The sequence below is a fragment of the Parasedimentitalea nitratireducens genome (assembly GCF_057444295.1).
Map to the genome: position 1 here is coordinate 266,633 of NZ_JBYAXC010000003.1, position 24,813 is coordinate 291,445.

A 24,813-nucleotide genomic window follows, 5' to 3' on the forward strand; every position below is an offset into this window, starting at 1 on the left:
CATTTGACATCTCTTCGAAAGCGCCTCGAGCATTTTTCATTTTCGATCCAGCAAAAACTGAGCGTAAGCAAGCAGGCCCGCTTGCTGGTTCAAGACCAAATGTTGGCATGCAGAATGAGAAAAACGCTCAAGGAGAGCATTGTCGGTTTCCGAAACCATCTTTTGGCATAAAGAGGTGACATTTTCAGTTTTCAAAACAAAAGAAAGCCCCACCTCACCTCGATCATCGAACTGGCGCGCTATGTTATCTCGTTTTTCTGTGTGATCTCTGATCTGGACGCTTGCAATTTCTTCCACACATTTGACATGCGTTTCTGAAAGAGCTGAGGAGCCCGCCAATTGTTTAATTCCGCAGTCTAACTGCGGTCCAAAAAGCTGCCCACACTCCATCGCTGCCGAGTAACCAGATGCAAGCCAGTTGCCGACAGTCAGGCTCGCTGGTGGCTTATTCCCGGCTCGCACTCCGGCTTGCGTACGTGGATCGGATTGAACCTTTATCAAACATTGGTGCAAATCGTCGGAGGCCTGCACACTGCTCCAGCCTAAAACAGTGCTCCCCAAGCCCGCGGCTAAGACAAATCTGATCACTTTAATTTTCATCTTACCAACTCCTCCGCTGCACGGCGTTTCAGCTCCTTACGGATCACCTTCCCGGTCACCGTCATCGGCAGCGCCTCCAAAAACTCCACCTCGCGCGGATAGGAATAATGTGCCAACCGCTCTTTGACATAGTCTTGCAATTCTTGTGCCGAGGCTTCGGCCCTGGTCTTCAACACCACATACGCCTTCACAATTTCGGTCCGCATCTCATCCGGCTTTCCCACCACACCCACAGTGGCCACCGCCGGATGGGTCAGCAGGCAATCTTCAATCTCGGCAGGGCCAATGCGGTATCCAGCCGAAGTGATCACATCATCCTCGCGCCCAACAAAGCGCAGATAGTCGCCTTCCCAGACCCCTCGATCCCCGGTGATCAACCAATCCCCGCGAAACTTGGCTGCAGTCTCTTCGGGCCGGCTCCAGTATTCCAACAACATTGAGGCTGAACCGCGGCGCACGGCAACATCGCCTTCGGCAGCTGTCGGCTGACCATCTTCATCCACAACCGCTAGTTCATGCCCCGGCACCGCCTTGCCAATACACCCCGGTCGCGGATCATAATCCGTACCACAAGACGAGGCCACCATATTGCATTCCGTCTGACCGTAGAACTCGTTGATCGTCACCCCCAGCCGACGCTGGCCCCAGGCGAGCATCTCTGCGCCCAGGGGCTCTCCTCCAGAGGCAACAGAGCGCAGGCCGTCGAGCCCCTGCCCGGCCGCCTTAAGCATGCGCAAGGCGGTTGGCGGGAAGAACACATTGCGCACCTCACCCCGTGCAATCACATCCGCGCAGGCCTCGGGGGTGAACTTATCCAGACGCGCGGCGACCACTGGCACGCCTAACGCCAACCCCGGCATCGCCACATCAAACAGACCTCCAATCCAGGCCCAATCGGCTGGGGTCCATAGGCAGTCGCCGCTCTGGCCGAGATGATCATGGCTGATCGAAACTCCGGGCAAATGTCCTGTCAGCACCCGGTGCCCGTGCAACGCACCCTTGGGACTGCCGGTGGTGCCGGAAGTATAGATCAACACGGCGGGGGTTTCGGGTGTGGTATCGGCAAAGGCTACGGGGTCGCCCGCCAGTCCTGCGCCGTCCACCATCACGGCCTCAGCCAGATCGCCCAGCAGGTCTGTCCCTTCGGCATCGGTGAACACAAACTGCACCCCGGCATCTCCGGCCCGGCTGGCCAGTGCATCGCGTTTGAACAGCTTGAACAGCGGCACTGAAATCGCGCCCACCTTCCAGATCGCAAGATGCGCCGCTGCACACCAAGGCGACTGTCCCAGCAGCACTCCAACCCGATCACCGGGCTGAACGCGGGCCAGCAAATAGCGGGCCAGACCGTCCACCATCTCGCCCAGATCGCCATAGCTGACACCCCCCCGCTCCGGGCCAGTCAGATCAATGATCGCCAGTTTTTCGGCCGGATGAGACAAAGCCTGCGCGGCCATATTCAGCCGTTCAGGCAGTTTCCAGCTGCCATCCGGGTTCAGGCCGGGAAATATGCGTTTTTCAGTCATCTTTCACCATACTTCCGACGCATAGTCGGTATGCGTTTTTGGCCTGCTTTTTCAAAGACTAACACCGGTCTCTCTTGATCTAGATCAGGGGAATCTCCGTCCCTTTGGCGCATGTCTTTTTCAAACGAAAACAAAGAGGAAAAACTCCGATGAAACGCTCCATTTCCGCTCTTGCGCTGATCACTGCGCTGGCCGCTTTGACCGGTCCCGCACTGGCCCAATCCCAAGGCGATTGGACCTTTGGCGTGGGTGTCGCCAACGTCAATCCCAAGTCGGACAACGGCACGCTTGCCGGTGGAGCCACCTCCATTGACGACAACACCCAGCTGTCGCTGACGGCCGAGTATTTCATTCGTGATAATATCGGAATCGAACTGCTGGCCGCGACTCCGTTTGAGCACGACATTGCAATTGGCGGTGCCTTTGCTGGTACCACCAAACAGCTGCCGCCAACCCTGTCGGTCAACTACCACTTCCCAACACAAGGCAAGATCAAACCCTTTGTTGGCCTGGGCTTGAATTACACCACCTTCTTCGAGGAATCCTCGTCTCTGGGTGTTCTGAAGCTGGAAGACAGCTGGGGGCTGGCGGTTCAGGTTGGCGCTGACTGGCAGGTGTCGGATAAGGGCGCGATGCGATTGAACGTGCGTTACATCGATATCGACAGCGACGCCACTCTGAACGGTGCGTCGATTGGCACCGCCGAGATAGATCCTGTCGTGGTTGGACTGAGCTACGTGCACCGTTTCTAACCCTTTGCTGCCAATCTGATGACGCTCCCCTTGGTGCGTCATCCCGATACTTAGCCCGCGCAGTCTCCCTTGGATGCGTGGGCCATTTGTTTTTCGGTCAGTCTCGCGACATAAGCCGCGCTATTCACCAGACCAGGTCTGCAGCAGGTAGATCGACTGAAATGCCGTTTGCCGGAGCAAACAGGATAAAACAGCAGGACCACCACCGCTACCACCGCCCCATTGGGACTGTTCGAAATCGCAGGTTGCGTCGCGATAGGCGATCCAGGACCGCTGCATGTCACGCAATGCCGGCATCATCCGGGGAGCAGATGACTGCAACTTGTCCAGCTCGGCATCCTGCGGCTTGTATGCCTCTTGCAGCAGCTTGTAGGTCTGGTTCAACTGCCCATCCCAATACAGCCGCTCGTTGTCGATACACTCCATCATGCCGATGGTTGTGAACCCTTCCTGAGAGTTCTCCATGCAGGCATCGGCTGACATCCCGATGCATTGCTTGCGATCTTCAATCGAGTCCGCCTGCATTGCGCAGGTATCCGTGGCCTCATCCGAATAGACCACTTCCTGCGCTGATAGTGAGGTGCCCCAAAGCAGGGCAATAGCTAGTAATTTCTTCAATTCATTGCTCCCATTAATTCACGACCAATAAGCATACGACGAATTTCTGAAGTCCCGGCGCCGATTTCCATCAGCTTGGCGTCGCGAAAAATACGACCCACCGGGTTGTCTGACAAATAACCAGCGCCACCTAGCGCCTGCACTGCCTGATGCGCCTGCACCATGGCCTGTTCCGAGGCATAGAGACAGCAAGCCGCCGCATCCTGACGGGTAACAGTACCCCGATCACAGGCCTTGGCAACCTCGTAGACATAGGCACGCGCTGAGTTCATGGCGGTGTACATATCGGCAATCTTGCCCTGCATCAGTTGGAAAGAGCCGATGGGTTTGCCGAACTGCTTACGCTCGGCAATATAGGGCATCATTTCATCCATGCAGGACGCCATGATGCCGGTGCCAATTCCGGCCAGAACAACGCGTTCATAGTCAAGGCCCGACATAAGAACCGCTACACCGCGCCCCTCTTCACCCAGCACATTCTCAAACGGCACTTCGACATCCTCGAAAATCAGCTCAGCCGTGTTTGACCCGCGCATCCCCAGCTTGTCGAAATGCGGCGAGGTCGAGAAGCCCTTCATCTCTTTCTCAACGATAAAGGCGGTGATCCCCTTGGACCCGGCATCCGGATCGGTTTTGGCATAGACAACCAGAGTGTCCGCATCCGGACCATTGGTGATCCAGTATTTATTGCCGTTTAGCCGATAGTGGTCATTCCGCTTTTCCGCACGCAGAGACATCGACACCACGTCCGACCCAGCGCCCGCCTCGGACATCGCCAGCGCACCGACATGTTTACCGGACACCAGTCCTGGTAGGTACTTGGCCTTTTGCTCGGGCGAGCCGTTCAACTTGATCTGATTAACGCAAAGATTCGAGTGCGCGCCATAAGACAGCGAGACTGAAGCACTGGCACGGGCGATCTCTTCAACCGCGACGGTATGCGCCAAATAGGACATCTCAGCCCCACCGAACTCCTCGGGCACTGTCACACCCAACAAGCCCAACTCACCCATTTCCTGCCACAGCTCGGGCGGAAACTCGTTTTTCTGGTCAATCTGCTGCGCCATCGGCTTGACCCGATCCTGCGCCCAGCGATGCACCATGTCACGCAGCGCATTTACATCTTCACCCAGATCAAACTGCATGCTGGCATTGAACATTGTGGTGTCCTCCCCGGTACATTCGCAAACTTATATGAACAGTTGTTCAATTTATTAGAACAGCGTTCGATTCGCGTCAACCACCGCTCAACCACTGGTGAAATTGCATTGAGAAACCATTGTGAGGCAGTGTGGCACCCGTGGCACTTTCCCACTCTGCAAATACTGGATACGCTCACGATTTGCTTACCAGAGGTCATTGAACATGAACGCACGACTTGGACGCCTGGTCATTTACACCAAGCGTGTTCCCGAAATGGTGGACTTCTACTGCAAGTATTTTGGTTATGAGGCGCACCAACAAGACGGGGATCGCTTGATCGAACTTCGAGCGCCCCACGGTGGGGTCACGTTGCTGCTACACCCTGCTGGCAAAGGGCAGAAAATGGGACAAGCTTTGGTCAAGCTGGTGTTTGACACCCCTGATGTCGCCAAATTTTGCGCCGATACCGCCGCACAAGGGTTGCAGTTTGGGCCGATCCACCAAGCGGATGGATACAATTTTGCCAACGCCAAGGATCCGTCAAACAACTCGGTATCTGTCTCAAGCCGCGCCTTCGCTTCAAGCAAAGCCGCGGAATAATCAGCTACTTTGAAAAACTGACGCAACCTCGGCCCGAATGATCCGGGCGATCTGCGCGCAATCATCAAGACTAAAGGTCAGCGGCACCCGCATATCTATTATGCCGGCCAGTACGCGGTCACTCTTTGGCAGGCTCTGGCTGGGGGCATAGTGCCAATTGTCATAGCGCGAGGTAAAGGCAGCCGGTTCGGGCGCGCCAAACCATTTCAGTTCAACGCCACGCTCAGCACAGCGGTGCAAAACCTCTTGTACCTTGTCGGCGCTCCAATCGAGCAACAGAAACTGGATAGAAGACCCCACATAGATCTCGGCCTTGGGCCGCTCGATCACTTGCAAGCCAGGGGTATTGCGCAAGCCGTCCTCAATACAGCGATAGCGTTCATTCCAACGCTCGACCTGCGCGCCCAGATCACGCAACTGCGGTCGCAGAATGGCGGCGCGCAGGTTATCCATGCGGCCCGAGATATTGGGGATGTGGTATTTGATCCGCTCAAAAACAGATGGGTCCGGCACCGCCAAATGCCGCTCGAACAGCATATAAGAACCGGACAACATAATCGCACGCGCCGCGATCTCTTCGTCGTCGGTGATAAACAGCCCACCCTCGCCCGAGTTCACATGCTTATAGGTCTGGCACGAATAACAGCCAACGGCCCCTTGCCGCCCCGAAGTGACACCGTTCCACGATGCGCCCATAGTGTGAGCACAATCTTCTATCACAACCACACCGGCCTCATCACAGATCTGCATTAGGCGATCCATGTTGCACAGATGCCCGCGCATATGGCTGAGCATAAGCACTTTGGCCTGCCCCACCTTGGCGGCCAGATCCTCCAGATCAATCACCAGATCCTCGGTGACGCCAACAAACACCGGCTCTGCCCCGACTGAGGCAATCGAGCCCGGCACCGGGGCAAGGGTGAAGGCATTGGTCAGGACCTTGTCGCCATGTTTGACCCCAACCGCCCGCAAGGCAGTCGCCAATGCGTAGCCACCCGAGGCCACGGCAAGGCAATATTTCGCGCCAGTCTGCGCCGCGAACTCCTGCTCCAGCAGCGCTGATTCGCCCAGTTCTCCGGGCTCGACATTATAGCGGTGCAAACGGCCGTGTTGCATAACCTTCAGGGCCGCTTCGATAGCGGCCTCTGACAGGGGTTCTTGCTGGGTGAAACTGCCCGTAAAAATCTCTTTCATGGGCTGTTTCTGGGGGGACGAAGATTTTTGGTCAAGGGATCTTGCGCAAGAAATAACAATTCCAAGTTGCCGCGCCGCCCAGCCAACTTAACCGATCAACCGCTCAACCATCTTGGGCAAGTCATCAAAATGATGCAGCAACCCTTCGGGTTTCAGCGCGGCCATGTCATCACCGGCGGGGCCAAAGGTCACCAGCACCGATGGAACACCCGCAGCAGCCGACGTATTACGATCTGTATCGCTATCCCCGATCAAAATCGTCTTGGCCGGGTCACCCCCAGCACGCCGCGCAGCCTCACGCAGGGGCTCGGGATCTGGTTTTCGCACAAGCAAAGTATCTGCCCCAACCAAAGACGAAAAGGCATCCCGAACGCCCAAATCTTTCAATAGAATATCAGCCAGCTGCTCGGGTTTATTAGTACAGATTCCAACACCATAGCCTGCGATCTTAAGGGCCTCGACTGCCTCCATTGCACCTGGATACAGAACTGTATGCAACGATATTTTTTCTCTGTATGCATCAACAAGCACAGAAAAGTACTCATCCACCAGACGCTGATCTAACTGCCCCACTCGCGACAATCCCAAGCTCAGCATGGCCCGTGCCCCACGTAGGGCAACTGCGGCGTCTGCCGGGTGCGTCAGTAGATCCCCATGCCCCATTTGACGAAAGCAGGTGTTGGCGGCAGCCAGCAAGTCACCAGAGGTATCGGCCAGCGTACCGTCCAGATCAAAAATCACCGTTCGCATATTCGTCCCCTTCGGCGCAATTCCGCCATCTGATGTTGCAACCCGCAACCTTGTTTGATGTGCAACCGGCTTGCACCCCGCCCTCCAGCGGATAAAACGGGTTAAACATGAAAATAAAGAGAAAAGCCATATGAGCACCGCCTTGATCATCCTCGCCGCAGGCAAAGGCACGCGGATGAAGTCTGACCTGCCAAAGGTCCTGCATCCGATTGGCCAAGCACCAATGCTGGCCCACGCCATGAAGGCTGGTCAAGCGCTGGACCCATCGAAGACAGTTATTATCGCGGGGCACGAGGCTGAAATGGTCACCGCAGCGGTTGCGGAAATCGACGATACTGCGGAAGTTGTGCTGCAGGTCGAGCAGCTGGGCACCGCCCACGCCGTTGACCAGGCCCGCGGCGCCCTCGCCGATTTCGACGGTGATGCAGTTGTTCTCTTTGGCGACACGCCATTTTTGCAGCCCGATACGCTGGAACGGATGGTCGCGGCCCGGGCCAGCGCAGATCTGGTTATCCTTGGCTTCAACGCTGCCGACCCCGCCCGCTATGGCCGCTTGGTCATGGATGGCGACAGTCTTGAACGCATTGTTGAATACAAAGATGCCAGTGAAGACGAACGCGCGATTTCCTTCTGCAACTCCGGCCTTATGGCCTGTGATGCAAAGCTATTGTTCGACCTGATCGCAAAGGTTGGCATTGAAAACGCCTCGGGCGAGTATTACCTGACCGACATCGTTGAACTGGCACGCGCCGATGGGCGCAAGGTGACAGCCGTGGCCTGTGACGAAGCCGAAACTCTGGGCGTCAATTCACGTGCAGATCTGGCACGCGCTGATGCGATTTTCCAAACCCGTGCTCGCGCCGAATTACTGGACATGGGCGTCACCCTGATGGCGCCAGAAACTGTATACCTGTCGCTGGATACCTTCATTGGTCGCGACGCAGTGATTGAACCCAATGTGGTGTTTGGCCCTGGTGTGACTGTCGAAAGCGGCGCGCTGATCCGGGCCTTTTCGCACCTCGAAGGCTGTCATGTCAGCCGTGGTGCCAAAGTTGGCCCCTATGCCCGACTGCGCCCCGGTGCGGAACTCGCCGAAGACACCCACGTCGGCAACTTTGTCGAGATTAAGAATGCCGAGATTGCCGAAGGTGCCAAGGTCAATCATCTCAGCTACATCGGCGATGCCTCGGTTGGCAAGAAAACCAACATCGGCGCGGGCACCATCACCTGCAACTACGACGGCGTGATGAAGCATCGCACCGAGATTGGCGCCAATGCTTTCATCGGCTCCAACACCATGCTGGTTGCACCGGTCAAGGTCGGCCACGAGGCGATGACGGCAACAGGTGCCGTGATCACCAAGGACATCGAAGACGAAGCCCTGGCCATCGCGCGAACTCCGCAAACCAACAAGCCCGGCCGTGCCCGCAAGCTGATGGACATGCTGCGCGCCAAAAAGAAAAAACGGGATGAGGGAGCAAACTGATGTGTGGAATTGTAGGGGTTCTGGGCGATCACGAGGTTGCCCCCATTCTGGTTGAAGCTCTGAAGCGGCTTGAATATCGCGGCTATGACAGTGCCGGCATCGCCACCGTCAACAACGGCGTACTGGACAGGCGTCGCGCGGTGGGCAAGCTGGTGAACCTGAGCGATTTACTGGTGCATGAACCCTTGGCTGGGAAATCCGGAATTGGTCACACCCGTTGGGCCACCCATGGCGCGGCCACCACCGGCAACGCCCACCCGCATATGGCGGGCACGGTCGCCGTGGTTCACAACGGGATTATCGAGAATTTCAAGGAACTGCGTGAAGAATTGGCTTCGCACGATATCGCCTTTGAAACCGATACCGACACCGAAACCGTTGCCCTGCTGTGCCAGCACTACATCGACACCGGCCTTGCCCCGGCCGAGGCCGCCCGCAAAACGGTGCGTCGTCTTGATGGGGCCTTCGCCTTGGGCTTTTTGTTCCATGGTGAAGAAGATCTGATGGTCGCCGCCCGCAAGGGCTCCCCCTTGGCCATCGGCCACGGTGAGGGTGAGATGTATGTGGGTTCAGATGCCTTCGCACTTGCCCCGCTCACCGACCAGATCACCTATCTGGAAGAAGGTGACTTTGCCGTTCTAACCCGTACCAGCCTGCAAATCTGGGATGTCGAAGGCAACCAGACCAATCGCGAAAAACGTAAGATACAGCTGGATTCCACCCGCGTGGACAAAGATGGCCATAAACACTTCATGGCCAAAGAGATCGCAGAACAGCCGGTGGCCATTGACCGCACCCTGCACGCCTATTTGTCCGAGATCGACGAGATAACCCTGCCGGACGATCTGGATTTCACAAAAATAGACCGCCTCACTATGGTGGCATGTGGAACAGGCTATTACGCCTGCATGGTCGGAAAATACTGGTTCGAGCAAATCGCCAAGATGCCGGTTGAAGTCGATGTGGCCTCGGAATTCCGCTACCGTGAGCCGCCAGTCTCCGACCGCACCCTTGGGCTGTTTGTCAGTCAGTCGGGTGAAACCGCAGATACCTTGGCCGCGCTGCGTTATATGACCGGCAAGGCCGATCAAATTGTCGGCTTGGTCAACGTCTCTGAAAGCTCAATCGCTCGCGAGAGTGATGTTATCTTGCCGCTCTACGCAGGTCCTGAAATCTCGGTGGCCTCAACCAAAGCTTTTACTTGCCAGCTGGTAATCCTGCTGATCATAGCGCTACAAGCCGCCAAACAGCGCGGCATTGCGCTCCCAAAGAACATGCCAACAGACCTGCGTTCTGTACCAGGGCTGATCAATCAGGCGCTGACGCTTGAAAGCCAAATCACAGCGACTTCGCGGGAACTTGCGGCTGCCAAGGACATCATTTTCCTGGGCCGCGGGCAGCTGTATCCGCTGGCGATGGAGGGTGCCCTGAAGTTGAAAGAGCTGAGCTATATCCACGCCGAAGGCTACGCCAGCGGCGAGCTGAAGCACGGGCCAATCGCGCTGATTGACGACACCGTGCCGGTCATTGTCATGGCTCCACGCGATGCACTTTTCGAGAAGACCATTTCCAACATGCAGGAGGTGATGGCCCGGGGGGGACGTGTCATTCTGATAACCGATGCCGAAGGGGCTAGGATTGCCGGTGATGGAACTGCCGAGATTATCACCATGCCTCAGGTACCTGACGCATTGGCACCGATCCTCTACGCCATTCCCGCTCAGCAAATTGCTTATTATACAGCAATCGCCAAAGGCACTGATGTTGACCAACCTCGTAATCTCGCAAAGTCGGTAACAGTAGAATGAGCGAATTATTTCTCCCCTATCTCGACCAACTACGTGAAATCAGCAACCCCGAGCGCGCTAAAGGCATGGCTAGCTATCACAAGACTGGTCGAGAGTACCTTGGGCTCACAAACCCTCAGGTCAACGACTTGGCCAAGGCCTGGCGGCAAGAGCTGACACTGGATCAACGTGTCGAAGTCGCAGCAGGCCTGTGGCAGTCCGACATTTTCGAAGCGCGTTTAGCAGCGACAAAGATGCTGACCCAGGCCCGAATCCGGCCTGATGATGCTGTTTGGGATTTGTTGCAAAGCTGGGTTCCTGATTTTGACAACTGGGCACTGGCGGATCATGCCTGTTCAGCCATTCAAAAGCGTTTGATTGCTGATCCAACGCGTCTGGACGTGGTGGAAACCTGGACAACTTCGGATAGCCTGTGGACCCGGCGCGCGGCCTTGGTGGCCACATTACCGTGGACCAAGCAAAACAACCCGAAACCTGCCGAGCTGGAAAACAGAGATCGCATTCTTGGCTGGGCAGCCTCTTATGTGCCTGACCAGAAATGGTTCATACAGAAATCCATTGCTTGGTGGCTGCGGGATCTATCCAAGCACGATGCCCAACGAGTGCGCGACTTCCTGTCTGAACATGGCGATCAGATGAAGAACTTTGCCCGCAAAGAAGCAGGCAAATACCTTCCCAAGGAGTGAGTTTAGGAGGCCGCAGTAACCTGCAGCTCGATCAACTCGGTCAGCGGTGCGCCCAAAGCGCGCATCGCATCAATCGACAACCGGCTGCCAGCACTGGCCTCGCCAGCGATTGGGCGAAGGGTCAGCGTAACCTCGGCGCCACCGGCAGTCCGCACCCGCCCCATCTGTTCCGAGGTGACCAAAGGCGTTTCCATCCACAATCCGGGAACCGTAGGGTCGCCCAGGCCCGCAATCGTGCTGGCAGTTCCAGCAAATGACGGTGCTGTCTCGGGCTGTGTTGGCTCATCTGCGGTTTCCAGCGGCGCGGTTTCAACCGCTGCAGGGGGCGCAATGCCAGGATCCGAATCCTTGGCCAAATCAGGGATCAAATTACAAGCTGACAACAGCGATAAGACGGCGGCAGGGATAAACAATTTACGCATGCGCAAACACTAGCCCGACAAAACGCGCTTTGCCAACCACTTCGCCCACAATATCCTTGCCGCAGGCCAAACCCCGCCTTACCTATGTGCCATGACAGCTCCACTTATCGATCCTTTCGCCCGCGCCATCACTTATCTTCGCGTCTCAGTCACAGACCGCTGCGATTTTCGCTGCGTCTATTGCATGTCCGAAGACATGACCTTTCTGCCCAAGAAAGAGCTGCTGACGCTGGAAGAGCTGGATCGCATGTGTTCGTCCTTTATTAAGATGGGCGTCCAAAAGCTCCGCATTACCGGTGGCGAGCCTCTGGTTCGGCGCGGCATCATGACGTTTTTCAACGCGATGACCCGACATCTGGAAAGTGGTGCCCTAAAAGAGCTGACCGTGACCACAAATGGTTCGCAGCTGGAGAAATACGCTCAGGATCTGTTCAACGCCGGTGTCCGCCGGATCAATATCTCTATGGACACCATCGACGAGCAGAAGTTTGCCGACATCACCCGCTGGGGCCGCCTGCCCCAGGTCATGCGCGGCATTGATGCGGCGCAAAAAGCGGGTCTGAAAATCAAGATCAACGCTGTGGCATTGAAGGGCTTCAATGAAGACGAGCTTCCGACCATCACTGAATGGTGTGCCGATCGCGAAATGGATCTGACCTGGATCGAGGTCATGCCCATGGGGGATCTCGGCAACGAAGACCGGTTTGGCCAGTACTGGTCGCTGAAAGACGTGCGCAAAGCCTATGAAGACCATTACCAGGTCACCGACCTGGCTGAATCTACTGGTGGCCCCGCTCGCTATGTCCGGCTGGAACAAACCGGCCAGAAAATCGGCTTTATCACTCCAATGAGCCATAACTTCTGCGAAAGCTGCAACCGTGTGCGCCTGACCTGTACCGGTGAGCTGTATACCTGCCTTGGCCAAGAAGGCATGCAGGATCTGAAACCTGCCATGCGAGACAACCCAGAGAACGAAGAGGCGCTGGAACAAGCCATCCGCGCTGCTATCGGGCTCAAACCCAAGGGCCATGATTTTGACTATTCACGCCAGCGCGTGGAGGGACAAATGTCCCGCCACATGAGTCACACTGGCGGCTGAGATGACACCTTCAGGCGGCGGCCCAACGCTGCTTTATCACGCCTACCGCTGCGCCACTGCGCTGATCGCGCCGCTGGCCTACCGCAAAGTCGCGGCCAAGCTTTCCGCGCAGGGTGTTTCCGAGAAACGCCAGCGCGAACGTCTGGGACACGCAAGCCAGCCCCGCCCGGAGGGCCAGATCATCTGGTTTCACGGTGCCTCTGTTGGCGAGACCCAGGCGGCTCTGACCTTGATCACCCAGCTGGGTGAGCGTTTGCCAAAGGCTGAATTTCTGATCACGTCAGGCACGGCTACCGCAGCACAGGTTGTTGAGCAACGCATGCCACCGCGATGTCGCCACCAGTTTGCACCGCTGGATGCAGGGGGCCCGGTCCGTCGATTTCTAACCCATTGGCAACCCAGCGCGGCTGTCTTTGTTGAAAGTGAACTTTGGCCCGTGACATTGGTATTGACCCAGCGCTCTGGTGCGCGCCTGGCCCTGGTCAACGCCCGCCTGTCCGAACGTTCCGTCGCGCGCTGGCGTAGCAAGGCCCCCACGGCGCAATTCATTATGGACCAGTTCTCTCTGTTCCTTTCGCAGAACGAAACCATGTCTGACCATCTGCTGGAACTGGGCGCCGCGCCTGACCGCGTCCACGCTGGCGGCAACCTAAAGGCTGGGTCTGGCGCATTGCCAATAGATGACAAGGCTTTTGCAGAGCTTCAAAGCTCTGTCGGAGAACGCCCAGTCTGGGTGGCCAGCTCTACCCACATCGGCGAGGAACAGCCCGTACTGACCGCGCACAAGACCCTGTTGGATCAACACCCTGACCTGTGCCTGGTGTTGGTCCCCCGTCACCCCGAGCGCGGAGATGATGTTGCTCAGCTGATATCTGACGCCGGTTTGACAAGTGCCCGCCGCAGCCTTGGCGAACTGCCCGATGCAAACACCCAAGTCTACCTTGCCGACACCATGGGAGAACTGGGCAGTTGGTACGCCCTGTCGCCAATAGTACTTCTTGGCGGTTCCTTTGAACCCATCGGTGGCCATAACCCGTTTGAAGTTGCACGCGCTGGCGCCGCTGTCATCACCGGCCCCGGCTACCACAACTTCTCTGAAACCTTCCCGCCAATGATCACGGCCCATGCCGCTGTCGAGGTGCATGATGCCGATCAACTGAGCAAGGCAGTATCCAACTTTCTGACACACCCGGAAGAACTGGCACAGGCCCGCGACGCGGCGACAAAGTTTGCGGATGAACAGGCCGAACAACTAAATGGCGTGCTCGATACCCTGATGAAGGAACTTAAGCTGGAACCACAAGATGCCTGAACTCTTCGTCACCAATTTCAACAAGAACTTCACTGGCGTTTCGGCAACAGCGGCAAATGTGATCCGTCAGCAGATGCAGAACCATGACATGCGGCTGGTTGGGCACCCCCTGCCCGGCTGCCCTGATCCGATCACTCTGAAAGAGGCCAGACAGCTCAGCCAACAGCGCCCCAACGACCGAGACTTTGCCATTTGGCACGTGCGCCGCAACCCGGAAATGCGCGCTGCAATCTGGTCGCGTGACATTCTCAAACTGCCAATCCGCATCGTCTTCACCTCGGCTGCGCAACGCCTGCATTCGTCCTACCCCCGATGGCTGATCAGAAAAATGGATGCCATCGTCGCCACAACGGAAATTGCCGCGCATTACGTCAACAACGTGCATGCGGTGGTGCCACATGGGGTCGACATTGATGTGTTCGCACCAACCGAAGATCGCTCTGCGGCGTGGTCCAGCCTCGGGCACGGCGGTGAACTTGGCATTGCAACCATCGGTCGCATACGCCCTGAAAAAGGCACTGACCTATTTGTCGACGCTATGCTGCAAGTTCTGCCAAAAATTCCCAACGCCAAAGCGCTGATCATTGGCCGTGCCGGTCGGGAGCACAAGAAATTCCTGGAAGACCTGCGTGCCCGCATCAAAGCGGCAAACCTGACCGACCGCATTCTCTTTGTTGGTGAAGTCGCAGCCAAGGACCTGCCCCAACTGATGCAAAGCCTGTCGCTTGTCATGCAGCTTCCACGCTACGAAGGCTACGGCATGGTCCCCCTCGAAGGCATGGCCAGCGGTGTGCCCTTTGTTGGCTCTCACACCGGGTATTACGAAGAGTTTTCAGCTCAAGGAAAAACAGGAACAGTTGTTTCCCTCAAAGACGCAGACGCCGCGGCGCAGGCCGCCCTGTCGATCCTGACCGACCCGGCCCGCCATGCCAGCATGAGCCTGGATGCCCGCGAGATCGCTTGCCATGGTTTCAGCTCAGCCGCTGAAGCCGCGGGAATAGAGACTGTCTATCAAGGACTTTGGCAGCCCAACTAAAATCCATTTTCATCCGGCCCGTAATACCCTCGCGGGTGAATTATAGCTCGGGGCAAGAGGGAGCAGACCGCCCCCTCCCTTGATTTTGGATTTATGCAGCAGGCATCCGCTTCTCAACAATCTCGGCCCACCAGCTACAGCCAGCAGGAATTGCTTCGTCATTAAAGTTGTATTCCGGATGGTGCACCGATGCAGTGTCGCCATTACCAACCAGAATATAAGCCCCGGGGCGCTCTTCCAGCATGAATGCAAAGTCTTCGCCGCCCATCACAAGTTCGGCATGTTCACAATCGCCAGAAATCGACTTGGCCACATCTGCCGCAAACTCAGTTTGCTCGTCGTGGTTCACCATTGCTGGGTAGCCGCGAATATAATTCACGTCAGCCGTGCCACCAAAGGTCGCCGCGATACCTGAACAGATCTCGTTGACACGTTTCTCAGCCATATCCCGCATCTCGGCGCTCATGGTGCGCACCGTACCCTTCATCTGAACCGTTTGCGGAATAACGTTGAACGCCTTGGATGAAGTTTCGAACGAGGTTACCGACACAACGATCTGATCAACAGGATCGGCGTTACGGCTTGCAATGGTCTGTAGCGCCAATACCGCCTGTGCTGACATTACCGTGCTGTCCACGGTCTTCTGCGGAACCGCGCCGTGACCGCCTTTGCCTTCAAACGTGATATCAAACTGATCAGTTGCGGCAAAAAAAGCGCCCGGGCGAATGCCAAAGCTACCAACTGGTTTTCCTGGCCAGTTGTGCATGCCATAGACCTCTTGGATGTTCCACCGGTCCATCATACCGTCTTCGCACATTTCTCGACCGCCGCCGCCACCTTCTTCGGCTGGCTGGAAGATCACTACAACAGATCCGTCAAAGTTGCGTGTCTCAGCCAAGTATTTCGCAGCACCCAGCAGCATCGCAGTGTGACCATCGTGCCCACAGGCGTGCATGGCGCCGTCGGTTTTACTTGCATAGTCCAGACCGGTTGCCTCGTGGATCGGCAGAGCATCCATGTCGGCGCGCAGGCCAATCACTTTGCCTGCTGTGTCCGTTTTGCCCTTGATCACACCAACCACACCGGTGCGGCCAATGCCAGTTGTGACCTCATCACAGCCGAATTCCTTGAGTTTTTCCGCCACAAGCGCGCTAGTGCGATGGGTTTCAAACAAGATTTCGGGGTTTTCGTGAATGTCGCGGCGCCATTCGGTAATTTCCGACTGCAACTCGGCAAAACGATTCTTAACGGGCATCTAGGGTCTTCCTTCTTCAGAGTGCGGGCATACGTCGTTCGACCAGTTCGGCGAACCAGCTGCATCCCGCAGGGATGGCGTCATCATTGAAATCAAAGGCGGGGTGATGGCACATGGCGCTGTCACCGTTGCCAATCGAAATATAGGCGCCGGGGCGTTCTTCCAGCATATAGGCAAAATCTTCGGACGGCATGATCGGATCGGCATTGTCATTAACTGTGCCAGCAACCGCGCGCGCCGCATCGGCCGCATAGCCCGTTTCATCCGGAGTATTAATGGTCGCCGGATATCCAGCATCCCAATTTATCTCTGTCGAAGCACCAAAGGCCGAGGCAGTATCGGTCGCAATTCGCCGCACGCGTTCTTCGGCAATGGCGCGATATTCAGGGTCTAGCGTTCGAACGGTTCCCGCCATGCGCACTGAATGCGCAATTACATTTGACGCTTCGCTATCGGTCTCAAACGTGCCAACAGTCAGAACAACCCGTTTGATCGGATCGACGTTACGCGACACAATTGTTTGCAACGAAATCAGGATCTGAGCCGCAACCAGAGTGGTATCAACAGCCTCGTGTGGCATCGCCGCGTGGCCGCCCTTACCGGTGACGACAATCTCAAACTCGTCGGACGAGGCTAGCGAGGCACCACTGCAAATCTCAAATTCACCTACAGCAAGGCCCGGCGCATTGTGCATGCCATAGACTTCTTGAATGCCCCAGCGATCCATCAGACCATCGTCGCACATAGCCTTGCCACCTGCCCCGCCTTCTTCGGCGGGTTGGAAAATCAACACAGCGGTGCCGTCAAAATTGCGGGTCTCGGCCAGATATTTGGCGGCCCCCAACAACATCGAGGTATGACCATCATGGCCGCAGGCATGCATCTTGCCCGGCACTTTTGAGGCGTATTCCGCTCCGGTGGCTTCTTCAATGGGCAGCGCGTCCATATCTGCGCGCAGGCCAACTACACGGCCTTTGGTATCCGTTTTTCCTTTGACAGTTGCCACAACACCGGTTTTGCCGATGCCGGTGGTAATGTCAGTGATGCCAAACTCTTTGAGCCGTTCCACAACAAAGCCGGCTGTTTCGTGCACGTCATACAGCAGTTCAGGGTTTTCATGCAGGTGTCGACGCCAACCTGTGATCTCACCATGCATTTCGGCAAAACTGTTCTTGATCGGCATAACAACCTCCCCCTGGTTCCGCGCACTGTCAAACAAATAAGTTGCCTTATCAAGTATCTCAAGGCGCAGTCATGCAAAGAATTTTGTTGGTCGTATAACGACTTTTGATTTGATACATTGGAGCAGGTACAGGCAGCAAAAAGGGCCGCATTGGCGGCCCCTAAAGGTTTGAATTATATAGTTGGTTAGTCCGAATTAGGACTAACCACCCAATCTCTGGACCAAATGCTTCATGAAATCATGACCGACATTAAACTGCGCAACAGTCACATATTCATTTTGCTGGTGGGCCTGTGCAATATCGCCGGGGCCACAAACCACCGCCGAATACCCAGCCTGCTGAAACTGTCCTGCTTCGGTGCCATAGCTGACCACATGGTTGCCATTGTCACCAGTGATTGCGCGAACAAGCCCCTCTGCTTCGCCGTCATCTTCGGGCTTTAGGCCGGGGACATCAAAAACTTGCTCAACAACGATTCGCGTATCCGGTTGAACGGCCTGCATCTCGGCTTCAACTTCACGCACCTTTTGGATATAGGCCTCAACCCAGTCCGCTGCACGTTCGGTAGGCAATACACGCATATCCAAACTAAACTGGCAGTCCTTGGCGGTAATGTTCTGGGCCGTCCCGCCATTGATCACCCCAACATGCAGGGTGGTCCAGGGTGGTTCAAACATCGCGGCAATCTCATCAGGTTCCTGCGCCCAGGTTTCGGCATTGCGAATATTGATCCAATCAACCAACTTGGCCGCCTGCATGATGGCACTGACACCTGTGTGAATCAACGAGCTGTGAACTTCGAACCCATGAACATGGGTTGCATAGCCATAACCACCTTTGTGCCCAGTCACCGCCTTCATCATCGAAGGCTCGCCCACGATCACCGCTGATCCCTTTGGCAGAATCGGCTGCATGGCCTCGATCATCGGCGGCGCACCGGTGCAGCCCACTTCTTCGTCATAGCTCAGAGCCAGTTGCAATGGTCGTTTAACGCCCTGTTGATGCGCCTCGACCAAAGCCCAGATCGCCAAGGCATCAAAGCCCTTCATGTCACAGGTGCCACGGCCAAAATACTTGCCGTCCCGTTCGACCACGGTGAACGGATCACTATCCCAGGCCTGCCCTTCTACAGGCACCACATCCGTGTGCCCGGACAGAACAACCGCCCCCTCGACCTGCGGGCCCACATGCGCAAACAGCGCTGCTTTGGGCTGGTCAGGATCTGCATAGCGGTGGCTGACAATTCCGTGCGAGGAGAGATAACCTTCAACCCAATTGACCAATGGCAGGTTGCTCTCGCTGCTCACGGTCGGGAACGAGATCAGCTTTTGCATGATCTCGAGAGGTGTGAGCACCGCCGCCACGATCAATAACCGCTATCTGTTAACAGCACAAAATGCCCTGGTTCTACTTCCAGATACTCCGAGGGCTCGGGTTTGTAGTCCAAACCGTGGATTGGCGAAGGAATCGGTTTGAAATTCAGATCCTTCTCAGACTTGCGCTGACGGGGGTCCGCGATAGGAACCGCCTTCATCAATGACTGAGTATAGGCATGCTGTGGGTTCTCAAACACGCGCGCACGTGGCCCCAGTTCAACGATTCGGCCAAGATACATCACGCCAACTTGATGGCTGACACGCTCGACCACGGCCATATCATGGCTGATGAACAGGAATGACAGTCCAAGATCCGCCTGCAATTCCATCATCAGGTTCAAAACCTGCGCTTGCACCGAAACGTCCAACGCCGAAACCGCCTCATCTGCGATGATCAACTTGGGATTCAGCGCTAGGGCACGGGCAATAGCAATTCGTTGACGCTGACCACCGGACATTTCATGTGGATAGCGACGCATGAAGTCACGCGGTAGCTGCACCCGATCAAACAGATTGGCAACGCGGTCTTGCAGCTCGGATCCGCTAGCCAAGCCATAGTTGCGTAGTGGTTCTGCAACCTGATCCATCAGAACCATCTGCGGATTTAGCGATGCAAACGGATCCTGAAAGATCATCTGCATGTCCTGGCGGACTTTGTGCAGCTGGTTCTGGTTCAGGTCCAACACGTTGCAATCGTCAAAATGCACATCACCAGATTGGGGTTCAACCAACCTCAGAATCGCGCGGCCCGTGGTGGACTTACCACAACCAGATTCGCCCACCAACGATAAGGTTTGCCCTTTATTGATGGTGAACGACACGTCCTCGACCGCATGAACTCGCGCCACGGTACGGCGCAGCAAACCACCTTTGACATCAAAACGCGTGGTCAGATTATCAACCTTCAGGATTACCTCATCGGTCCCAGGGATCGGTTCGATCTTCTGATTCTCTACCCCCATCAGCTTCATCGGCTCGGGATAGGCCTTGCCTCGCATTTCACCGAGCTTAGGAACCGCTGCCAGCAATGCCTTGGTGTAATCGTGCTGTGGGTTTTCAAATATATCTTCGACGGTGCCTTCTTCGACCTTGTTACCGCGGAACATCACCACAACGCGGTCGGCCATCTGGGCCACAACTGCCATATCGTGAGTGATAAACATCACCGCAGTTCCGGTTTCCCGTTTCAAGCGGTCCATTAGAGCCAGGATTTCCGCCTGAATAGTCACATCCAAGGCTGTTGTTGGCTCGTCGGCAATCAGCAAACGGGGCTCACAGGCCATCGCCATCGCAATCACCACACGCTGGCGCATACCGCCGGACAATTCATGCGGATATTGGGTCATACGCCGGTCCGGTTCAGGGATTCGAACCTGATGTAACAATTCCAAAGCCCGCTCTTCGGCCTGCTTCTTGTTCATATTTTTGTGAACACGCAGACCTTCAGTGAGCTGTCGGCCAACTGTAAACACCGGATTTAAGGCAGTCATCGGCTCCTGAAAGATCATGCCGATCTCGTCGCCGCGAATCTCTTTCATCCGGTCTTGTTTGGCATTGGCCAGATCGATGGTGCCACCCTCACGGCGGTCAAACATCAGCTCACCAGCCGCAATTTCGCCGCCACCGTATTCAACAAGGCGCATCAAAGACAGTGATGATACCGACTTACCCGAGCCGGATTCACCTACCACACATACGGTTTCGCCTGGATTGACGTCAAAGGAAACGTCCTTAACCCCAACTACAGGTCCATCCTTGGTCTGAAATTCGACACGAAGGCCCTTGATTTGAGCAATTGGTTGATCAAGCACGCTGGCGCTCCCCTTACCATCGTTGTTGTCCGTTTTGCGGACGTTACGCCGGCAAGGCAATGCCGTCAAACCCAGTAACGACTTTTCGCAAGGCAAGGCTTGCAATTTTCTCAGGTTCTGTTTCGATACGCGCAGTGACCGCATCTGGGGAGAATGCAGCGCTGAGTTGTGTTCAGCAAGAATGAGTAGTTTCATTCCAGCCATTGCCCCTTGATCGGAACGACCCTAAACCACGGGGATTGTGGTAAAAAAACCAGGCTATCAATGGCTTGGATCCAGGCACGCAAGTGCCCGACAAGGAGAGTGTAATGAAACTTAAGACCCTATTGCTCGGCGCCATCGCCAGCACGGCTCTGGCCCCAGCGGCCTTTGCTGAGCGCGGTTCGGACGGCCACGTCAACATTATCTATTGGCAAGCGCCTTCGATTCTAAACCCATATCTGTCCAGCGGCACAAAAGATATCGACGCTGCTGCGCTGGTTATCGAGCCTCTTGGTCGCTACGACGAAAACGGTGCTCTGGTTGCCTATCTGGCCGAAGAAATCCCAACCGTCGAAAATGGCGGCGTTGCTGCTGACCTGAAATCGATCACTTGGAAACTAAAGTCTGGCCTGAAATGGTCTGATGGCAGCGACGTGACCTCAGCTGACGTTAAATTCACTGCTGATTACTGCATGAACCCCGAAGGTGGCTGCGCACAGCTGGCCAAGTTCGAAGGTGTTGATTCGGTTGAGATCATTGACGATCTGACAGTCACCGTCACTTTCTCCGAAGCCAAGCCAAACCCATATGGTCCTTTCATGGGCGGTCAGTCTCCGATCATCCAGATGGCTCAGTTCGAAAACTGCACTGGTGCCAAGGCACCTGAGTGTACCGAAGCCAACTTTGGCCCAATCGGCACCGGTCCATTTACTGTCACCGATTTCCGTCCAAATGACGTGATCTCGATGGAAGCAAACCAGAACTACCGTGACGCAGCCAAGCCTGCATTTGCATCGCTGACCTTCAAAGGTGGCGGTAGTGCAATGGCCTCCGGTCGTGCTGTTCTGGAAACCGGCGAGTTTGATTACGCTTGGAACTTGCAGCTGGCACCCGATGTTCTGGCCAAAATGTCCGAAGGCGGCAAAGGCACAGCGGTATCGGCATTTGGTACACTGGTTGAGCGTATCGAAATGAACCTGACAGACACATCGCCAAGCCTGCCCGAAGGCGAGCGCGGCACTGTCATGCACCCGCACCCATTCCTGTCAGACGTTCGCGTGCGTAAAGCGCTGTCGATGGCTATCGACCGCGACCTGCTGGTAGAAATCGGTTATGGTCAGGCTGGTCGCCCAACCTGTAACCTAGTTCCTGCACCGCTGGCATATGCTTCGGATAACACCGACTGTCTGGTTCAGGACATCGAAGGTGCCAAAGCGCTGCTGGACGAAGCTGGTTATACTGTCGGATCAGATGGTGTACGTGAAAAAGACGGTGTTCGTCTTTCCATGCTTTATCAAACTTCAACCAACGCCGTTCGTCAGGACTTCCAGGCTCTGGTCAAACAGTGGTGGGAAGAAATTGGTGTAGAAACCGAACTGCGTAACATCAACGCGTCGGTCTTCTTTGGTGGTGACCCAGGTTCGCCTGACACATTCCAGCGTTTCTATGCAGACGTTGAAATGTATGCCAACAACTTTGACGGCACCGACCCAGAAAGCTATCTGGCACAGCACACTTGTGATAAGGCTCCCAAGCCGGAAACACAGTGGCAGGGTGAAAACATGAACCGTTACTGTGACCCAGCATACGACGAGCTGGTTGCAGAACTGGGACGCACAGGTGAACTGTCCAAGCGTGGCGAAATCGCCAAAAAGCTGAACGACATGCTGACCAAAGAAAGCTATGTTGTTGTGCCTTTGGTTGACCGTGGTCGTGTATCGGCCCACGCCAACTCGCTGGGTGGTGTAATCCTGAACACTTGGGACAGCGAAATGTGGAACGTCGCAGACTGGCACCGCATCAAATAAGAGGTTCACGCCTCTGGAGGCCCCGGTGTTACACCGGGGCCTCTTGCCTTTCGCTGCCGGTAACGTATACGGCGCCTGCGACAGGAACCGAGGCTCACTCACTCTGCTCCTAAAACCTAAGACGCATTCGCAAAGGCGCCCTACCCGATGCTGACCTTTACAATCCGGCGACTGATCCTGTCAGTGCCAACCCTCCTTTTTATCAGTCTGGTGATTTTCTTGCTGCTCGAGCTCGCCCCTGGCGATCCGATGGCACAGGTCCCCTTGACTGTCCCGCCTGAAGTCAAAGAAAAAATGCGCGAGGCCCTGGGTCTTGGCCAACCAATGCACATCCGGTTCTGGAAGTGGCTGGTGCAGTTTTTCTGGATCGAACCTCAGGTGATGATCGATCACTACTTTGGCACCGCCTACTCGGCCGGTGATCTGCGCGTAATCTCGTGGCAGACCCGCTCGCCAGTTATGGACACCGTTGTTCAGCGAATCCCTCAGACTCTGTGGGTTGTTGGAACTGCTTATGTGGTTGGTATCCTGATTGCGCTGCCCATCGGCATCTACTCGGCCTACCGCCAGTATTCGGTGTTTGACCAATGCGGTACCTTTGTCACTATGATCGGTTTCTCGATCCCGCCTTTCTTTACCGGTCCCCTTCTTATCGTGGTCTTCTCGGTGCAGCTTGGCTGGTTCCCGTTCATCTATGACACCACCCATGTGGTCGATGACTGGGACAGCTTTGTGTATCAGCTCAGGCAAATGATCCTCCCGGTGATGGTTCTAGCCCTGCAAACCACCGCGCAGATCAGCCGCTATATGCGTGCCTCGATGCTGGACAACCTAAACCAGGATTACGTCCGCACAGCCCGAGCCAAAGGCCTGAGCGAGTCGATCGTGGTAATGGTGCATGTGCTGCGCAACTCGATGATCCCGGTGGTCACCGTTATTGCGCTGGGTATGCCAGCCATCTTTGGCGGTGCTATCATCACCGAACAGGTGTTCTCGGTAAATGGCATCGGCTCACAGCTGATCACCGCCTTGTTTGCCAATGACCTGCCCACCGTTCAAACGCTGACCTTCATCTTTGCGATGCTGATCGTGTTCTTCAACCTGATTGCAGATATCCTCTACGGCCTGCTCGATCCGAGGATCCGCTATGACTGAGCTATCTAACCCAACCCCGCTTGCCCCACCGCGCAGCCAATGGCTGAACGTCTGGGATCAATTGAAAATGCACAAAGGTGCCGTGATGGGTGGAGGCTTTCTGGTCTTCATCACCCTGGCAGTGCTGTTTGGCCCCTATATCTGGTCGCTTGATCCGCAAAAGATCGACTACCGTGCCCGTGACTTCCGGCCGATATACCACGCGCTGTTTGACGCAGACGCCAAAACGGCCTGGGGTCATCCTCTGGGCACAGATCAATTGGGCCGCGACGGATTGGCTAATATCCTGGCCGGCGGTCGCACCTCGATGGCGGTGGGCTGGGCAGCTATGCTGCTGACCTTGTTCATCGGCACTATGATCGGCGTTGTCGCTGGTTTCTTCAAGAAACTCGACGGCCCGCTGATGCGCTTGACCGACCTCTTCCTGTCCTTGCCAATCCTGCCACTGCTGCTGGTGGCCGTAACATTGTTCCGGGAACCTCTGCACGCCAACTTTGGCCCCGAGGGCGGCATGTTCATCTTGATCGTTGCCATCATCGGCATCACAAGCTGGATGCCAACCGCGCGGATTGTACGCGGTGATGTTCTGGCGCTAAAAGAACGTGAATTTGTTCTGGCAGCCCGGTCCATCGGTACCCGCCCCGGCGCGATGATCTGGCGTCATTTGCTACCAAACGTGATGTCACCGATCATGGTGTCCGCCACACTGGGTCTGGCCGCTGCGATCATCACCGAAAGTGCGCTGTCGTTCCTTGGCGTGGGCTTCCCATCTGACTTCCCCACCTGGGGTAAGATGCTGGCCGACGCTGTACAGCGGATGGAAGAGTTCCCCGAGCGTGTGATGCTGCCGGGTATCGCGATTTCGTTGACTGTTCTGAGTGTGAACTACCTTGGCGATGGTCTGCGCGACGCATTGGATCCACGTATCCGCGGACGCTAATCGTTTAGCGGAATATCCAAAACAAAGACAGCCGCCCATTTTGGGCGGCTG

At 55.9% G+C, this 24,813-nt stretch carries 22 protein-coding genes; 11 read left to right on the forward strand and 11 right to left on the reverse strand.

Annotated features, from left to right (window positions below):
* Nucleotides 1–36 precede the first annotated feature (36 nt).
* On the reverse strand, nucleotides 37–600 hold the full coding sequence (locus tag AC2T28_RS11975; RefSeq protein ID WP_486749224.1) for a hypothetical protein: 564 nt from the start codon (nucleotides 598–600) through the stop codon (nucleotides 37–39).
* Nucleotides 597–2,126 (reverse strand): AMP-binding protein, encoded by a 1,530-nt coding sequence (locus AC2T28_RS11980; RefSeq protein ID WP_486749225.1) that lies wholly within the window; start codon nucleotides 2,124–2,126, stop codon nucleotides 597–599. Before AC2T28_RS11980 ends, AC2T28_RS11975 begins: the two co-directional genes overlap by 4 nt.
* A 149-nt stretch (nucleotides 2,127–2,275) precedes the next feature.
* Between AC2T28_RS11980 and AC2T28_RS11985 the strand changes: the two genes are divergently transcribed.
* Nucleotides 2,276–2,878: an OmpW/AlkL family protein gene (locus AC2T28_RS11985; RefSeq protein WP_486749226.1), complete on the forward strand. Its 603-nt coding sequence runs from the start codon at nucleotides 2,276–2,278 to the stop codon at nucleotides 2,876–2,878.
* Nucleotides 2,879–2,998: 120 nt separating this feature from the next.
* On the opposite strand, the gene AC2T28_RS11990 is transcribed toward AC2T28_RS11985, so the two are convergent.
* The gene (locus AC2T28_RS11990) at nucleotides 2,999–3,496 is read right to left on the reverse strand and encodes a lysozyme inhibitor LprI family protein (protein WP_486749227.1); all 498 of its coding nucleotides are present in this window, start codon (nucleotides 3,494–3,496) and stop codon (nucleotides 2,999–3,001) included.
* Nucleotides 3,493–4,656, reverse strand: a complete 1,164-nt coding sequence (locus AC2T28_RS11995; protein WP_486749228.1) for an isovaleryl-CoA dehydrogenase — start codon at nucleotides 4,654–4,656, stop codon at nucleotides 3,493–3,495. The genes AC2T28_RS11990 and AC2T28_RS11995 overlap by 4 nt, the downstream gene beginning before the upstream one ends.
* A 205-nt stretch (nucleotides 4,657–4,861) precedes the next feature.
* Between AC2T28_RS11995 and AC2T28_RS12000 the strand changes: the two genes are divergently transcribed.
* Complete coding sequence (locus AC2T28_RS12000) at nucleotides 4,862–5,239, forward strand: VOC family protein (RefSeq protein WP_486749229.1); 378 nt, start codon at nucleotides 4,862–4,864, stop codon at nucleotides 5,237–5,239.
* Here AC2T28_RS12000 and AC2T28_RS12005 read toward each other — a convergent pair whose 3' ends face one another.
* Both AC2T28_RS12005 and AC2T28_RS12010 read right to left on the reverse strand, forming a co-directional pair.
* Entirely contained in the window at nucleotides 5,240–6,433 is a 1,194-nt protein-coding gene (locus AC2T28_RS12005; protein WP_486749230.1) for a DegT/DnrJ/EryC1/StrS family aminotransferase, read from the reverse strand.
* Nucleotides 6,434–6,520: 87 nt separating this feature from the next.
* Nucleotides 6,521–7,183, reverse strand: a complete 663-nt coding sequence (locus tag AC2T28_RS12010; protein ID WP_486749231.1) for an HAD-IA family hydrolase — start codon at nucleotides 7,181–7,183, stop codon at nucleotides 6,521–6,523.
* Nucleotides 7,184–7,313: 130 nt separating this feature from the next.
* Here AC2T28_RS12010 and glmU point away from each other — a divergent pair, with 130 nt between their 5' ends.
* From glmU to AC2T28_RS12025, 3 genes are read left to right on the forward strand one after another with little or no spacing between them, the layout of a single operon-like run.
* Entirely contained in the window at nucleotides 7,314–8,669 is a 1,356-nt protein-coding gene (gene glmU / locus AC2T28_RS12015; RefSeq protein WP_486749232.1) for a bifunctional UDP-N-acetylglucosamine diphosphorylase/glucosamine-1-phosphate N-acetyltransferase GlmU, read from the forward strand.
* On the forward strand, nucleotides 8,669–10,477 hold the full coding sequence (glmS, locus tag AC2T28_RS12020) for a glutamine--fructose-6-phosphate transaminase (isomerizing) (RefSeq protein ID WP_486749233.1): 1,809 nt from the start codon (nucleotides 8,669–8,671) through the stop codon (nucleotides 10,475–10,477). The genes glmU and glmS overlap by 1 nt, the downstream gene beginning before the upstream one ends.
* Nucleotides 10,474–11,163, forward strand: coding sequence for a DNA alkylation repair protein (locus AC2T28_RS12025; RefSeq protein WP_486749234.1), 690 nt, complete (start codon nucleotides 10,474–10,476; stop codon nucleotides 11,161–11,163). The genes glmS and AC2T28_RS12025 overlap by 4 nt, the downstream gene beginning before the upstream one ends.
* Before the next feature lie 2 nt (nucleotides 11,164–11,165).
* Here AC2T28_RS12025 and AC2T28_RS12030 read toward each other — a convergent pair whose 3' ends face one another.
* Nucleotides 11,166–11,585 (reverse strand): hypothetical protein, encoded by a 420-nt coding sequence (locus AC2T28_RS12030; RefSeq protein ID WP_486749235.1) that lies wholly within the window; start codon nucleotides 11,583–11,585, stop codon nucleotides 11,166–11,168.
* A 91-nt stretch (nucleotides 11,586–11,676) separates the two neighbouring features.
* On the opposite strand from AC2T28_RS12030, the gene moaA reads away from it, so the two are divergent.
* Genes moaA through AC2T28_RS12045 form a run of 3 tightly spaced genes read left to right on the forward strand, consistent with a single transcriptional unit; the run spans nucleotide 11,677 to nucleotide 15,032 of the window.
* A complete protein-coding gene (moaA, locus tag AC2T28_RS12035) occupies nucleotides 11,677–12,684 on the forward strand; it encodes a GTP 3',8-cyclase MoaA (RefSeq protein WP_486749236.1) in 1,008 nt (335 codons plus the stop codon).
* A gap of 1 nt (nucleotide 12,685) precedes the next feature.
* On the forward strand, nucleotides 12,686–13,996 hold the full coding sequence (locus AC2T28_RS12040; RefSeq protein WP_486749237.1) for a 3-deoxy-D-manno-octulosonic acid transferase: 1,311 nt from the start codon (nucleotides 12,686–12,688) through the stop codon (nucleotides 13,994–13,996).
* Complete coding sequence (locus AC2T28_RS12045; protein ID WP_486749238.1) at nucleotides 13,989–15,032, forward strand: glycosyltransferase family 4 protein; 1,044 nt, start codon at nucleotides 13,989–13,991, stop codon at nucleotides 15,030–15,032. Before AC2T28_RS12040 ends, AC2T28_RS12045 begins: the two co-directional genes overlap by 8 nt.
* Nucleotides 15,033–15,123: 91 nt before the next feature.
* On the opposite strand, the gene AC2T28_RS12050 is transcribed toward AC2T28_RS12045, so the two are convergent.
* The 4 genes from AC2T28_RS12050 to AC2T28_RS12065 all read right to left on the reverse strand — a co-directional run bounded on the left by AC2T28_RS12050 (nucleotide 15,124) and on the right by AC2T28_RS12065 (nucleotide 20,658).
* Nucleotides 15,124–16,287, reverse strand: a complete 1,164-nt coding sequence (locus AC2T28_RS12050; RefSeq protein ID WP_486749239.1) for a M20 aminoacylase family protein — start codon at nucleotides 16,285–16,287, stop codon at nucleotides 15,124–15,126.
* 16 nt (nucleotides 16,288–16,303) lie between these two features.
* The gene (locus AC2T28_RS12055; RefSeq protein ID WP_486749240.1) at nucleotides 16,304–17,470 is read right to left on the reverse strand and encodes a M20 aminoacylase family protein; all 1,167 of its coding nucleotides are present in this window, start codon (nucleotides 17,468–17,470) and stop codon (nucleotides 16,304–16,306) included.
* 201 nt (nucleotides 17,471–17,671) lie between these two features.
* Nucleotides 17,672–18,835, reverse strand: a complete 1,164-nt coding sequence (argE, locus tag AC2T28_RS12060) for an acetylornithine deacetylase (protein ID WP_486749241.1) — start codon at nucleotides 18,833–18,835, stop codon at nucleotides 17,672–17,674.
* 2 nt (nucleotides 18,836–18,837) lie between these two features.
* Entirely contained in the window at nucleotides 18,838–20,658 is a 1,821-nt protein-coding gene (locus tag AC2T28_RS12065) for an ABC transporter ATP-binding protein (protein WP_486749242.1), read from the reverse strand.
* Between the two features lie 308 nt (nucleotides 20,659–20,966).
* Between AC2T28_RS12065 and AC2T28_RS12070 the strand changes: the two genes are divergently transcribed.
* The 3 genes from AC2T28_RS12070 (at nucleotide 20,967) to AC2T28_RS12080 (ending at nucleotide 24,762) form a co-directional block, all read left to right on the forward strand.
* Nucleotides 20,967–22,667 (forward strand): peptide ABC transporter substrate-binding protein, encoded by a 1,701-nt coding sequence (locus tag AC2T28_RS12070; RefSeq protein WP_486749243.1) that lies wholly within the window; start codon nucleotides 20,967–20,969, stop codon nucleotides 22,665–22,667.
* A 147-nt stretch (nucleotides 22,668–22,814) separates the two neighbouring features.
* A complete protein-coding gene (locus AC2T28_RS12075) occupies nucleotides 22,815–23,822 on the forward strand; it encodes an ABC transporter permease (protein ID WP_486749244.1) in 1,008 nt (335 codons plus the stop codon).
* Complete coding sequence (locus AC2T28_RS12080; RefSeq protein WP_486749245.1) at nucleotides 23,815–24,762, forward strand: ABC transporter permease; 948 nt, start codon at nucleotides 23,815–23,817, stop codon at nucleotides 24,760–24,762. Before AC2T28_RS12075 ends, AC2T28_RS12080 begins: the two co-directional genes overlap by 8 nt.
* The last annotated feature ends 51 nt before the right edge of the window (nucleotides 24,763–24,813 follow it).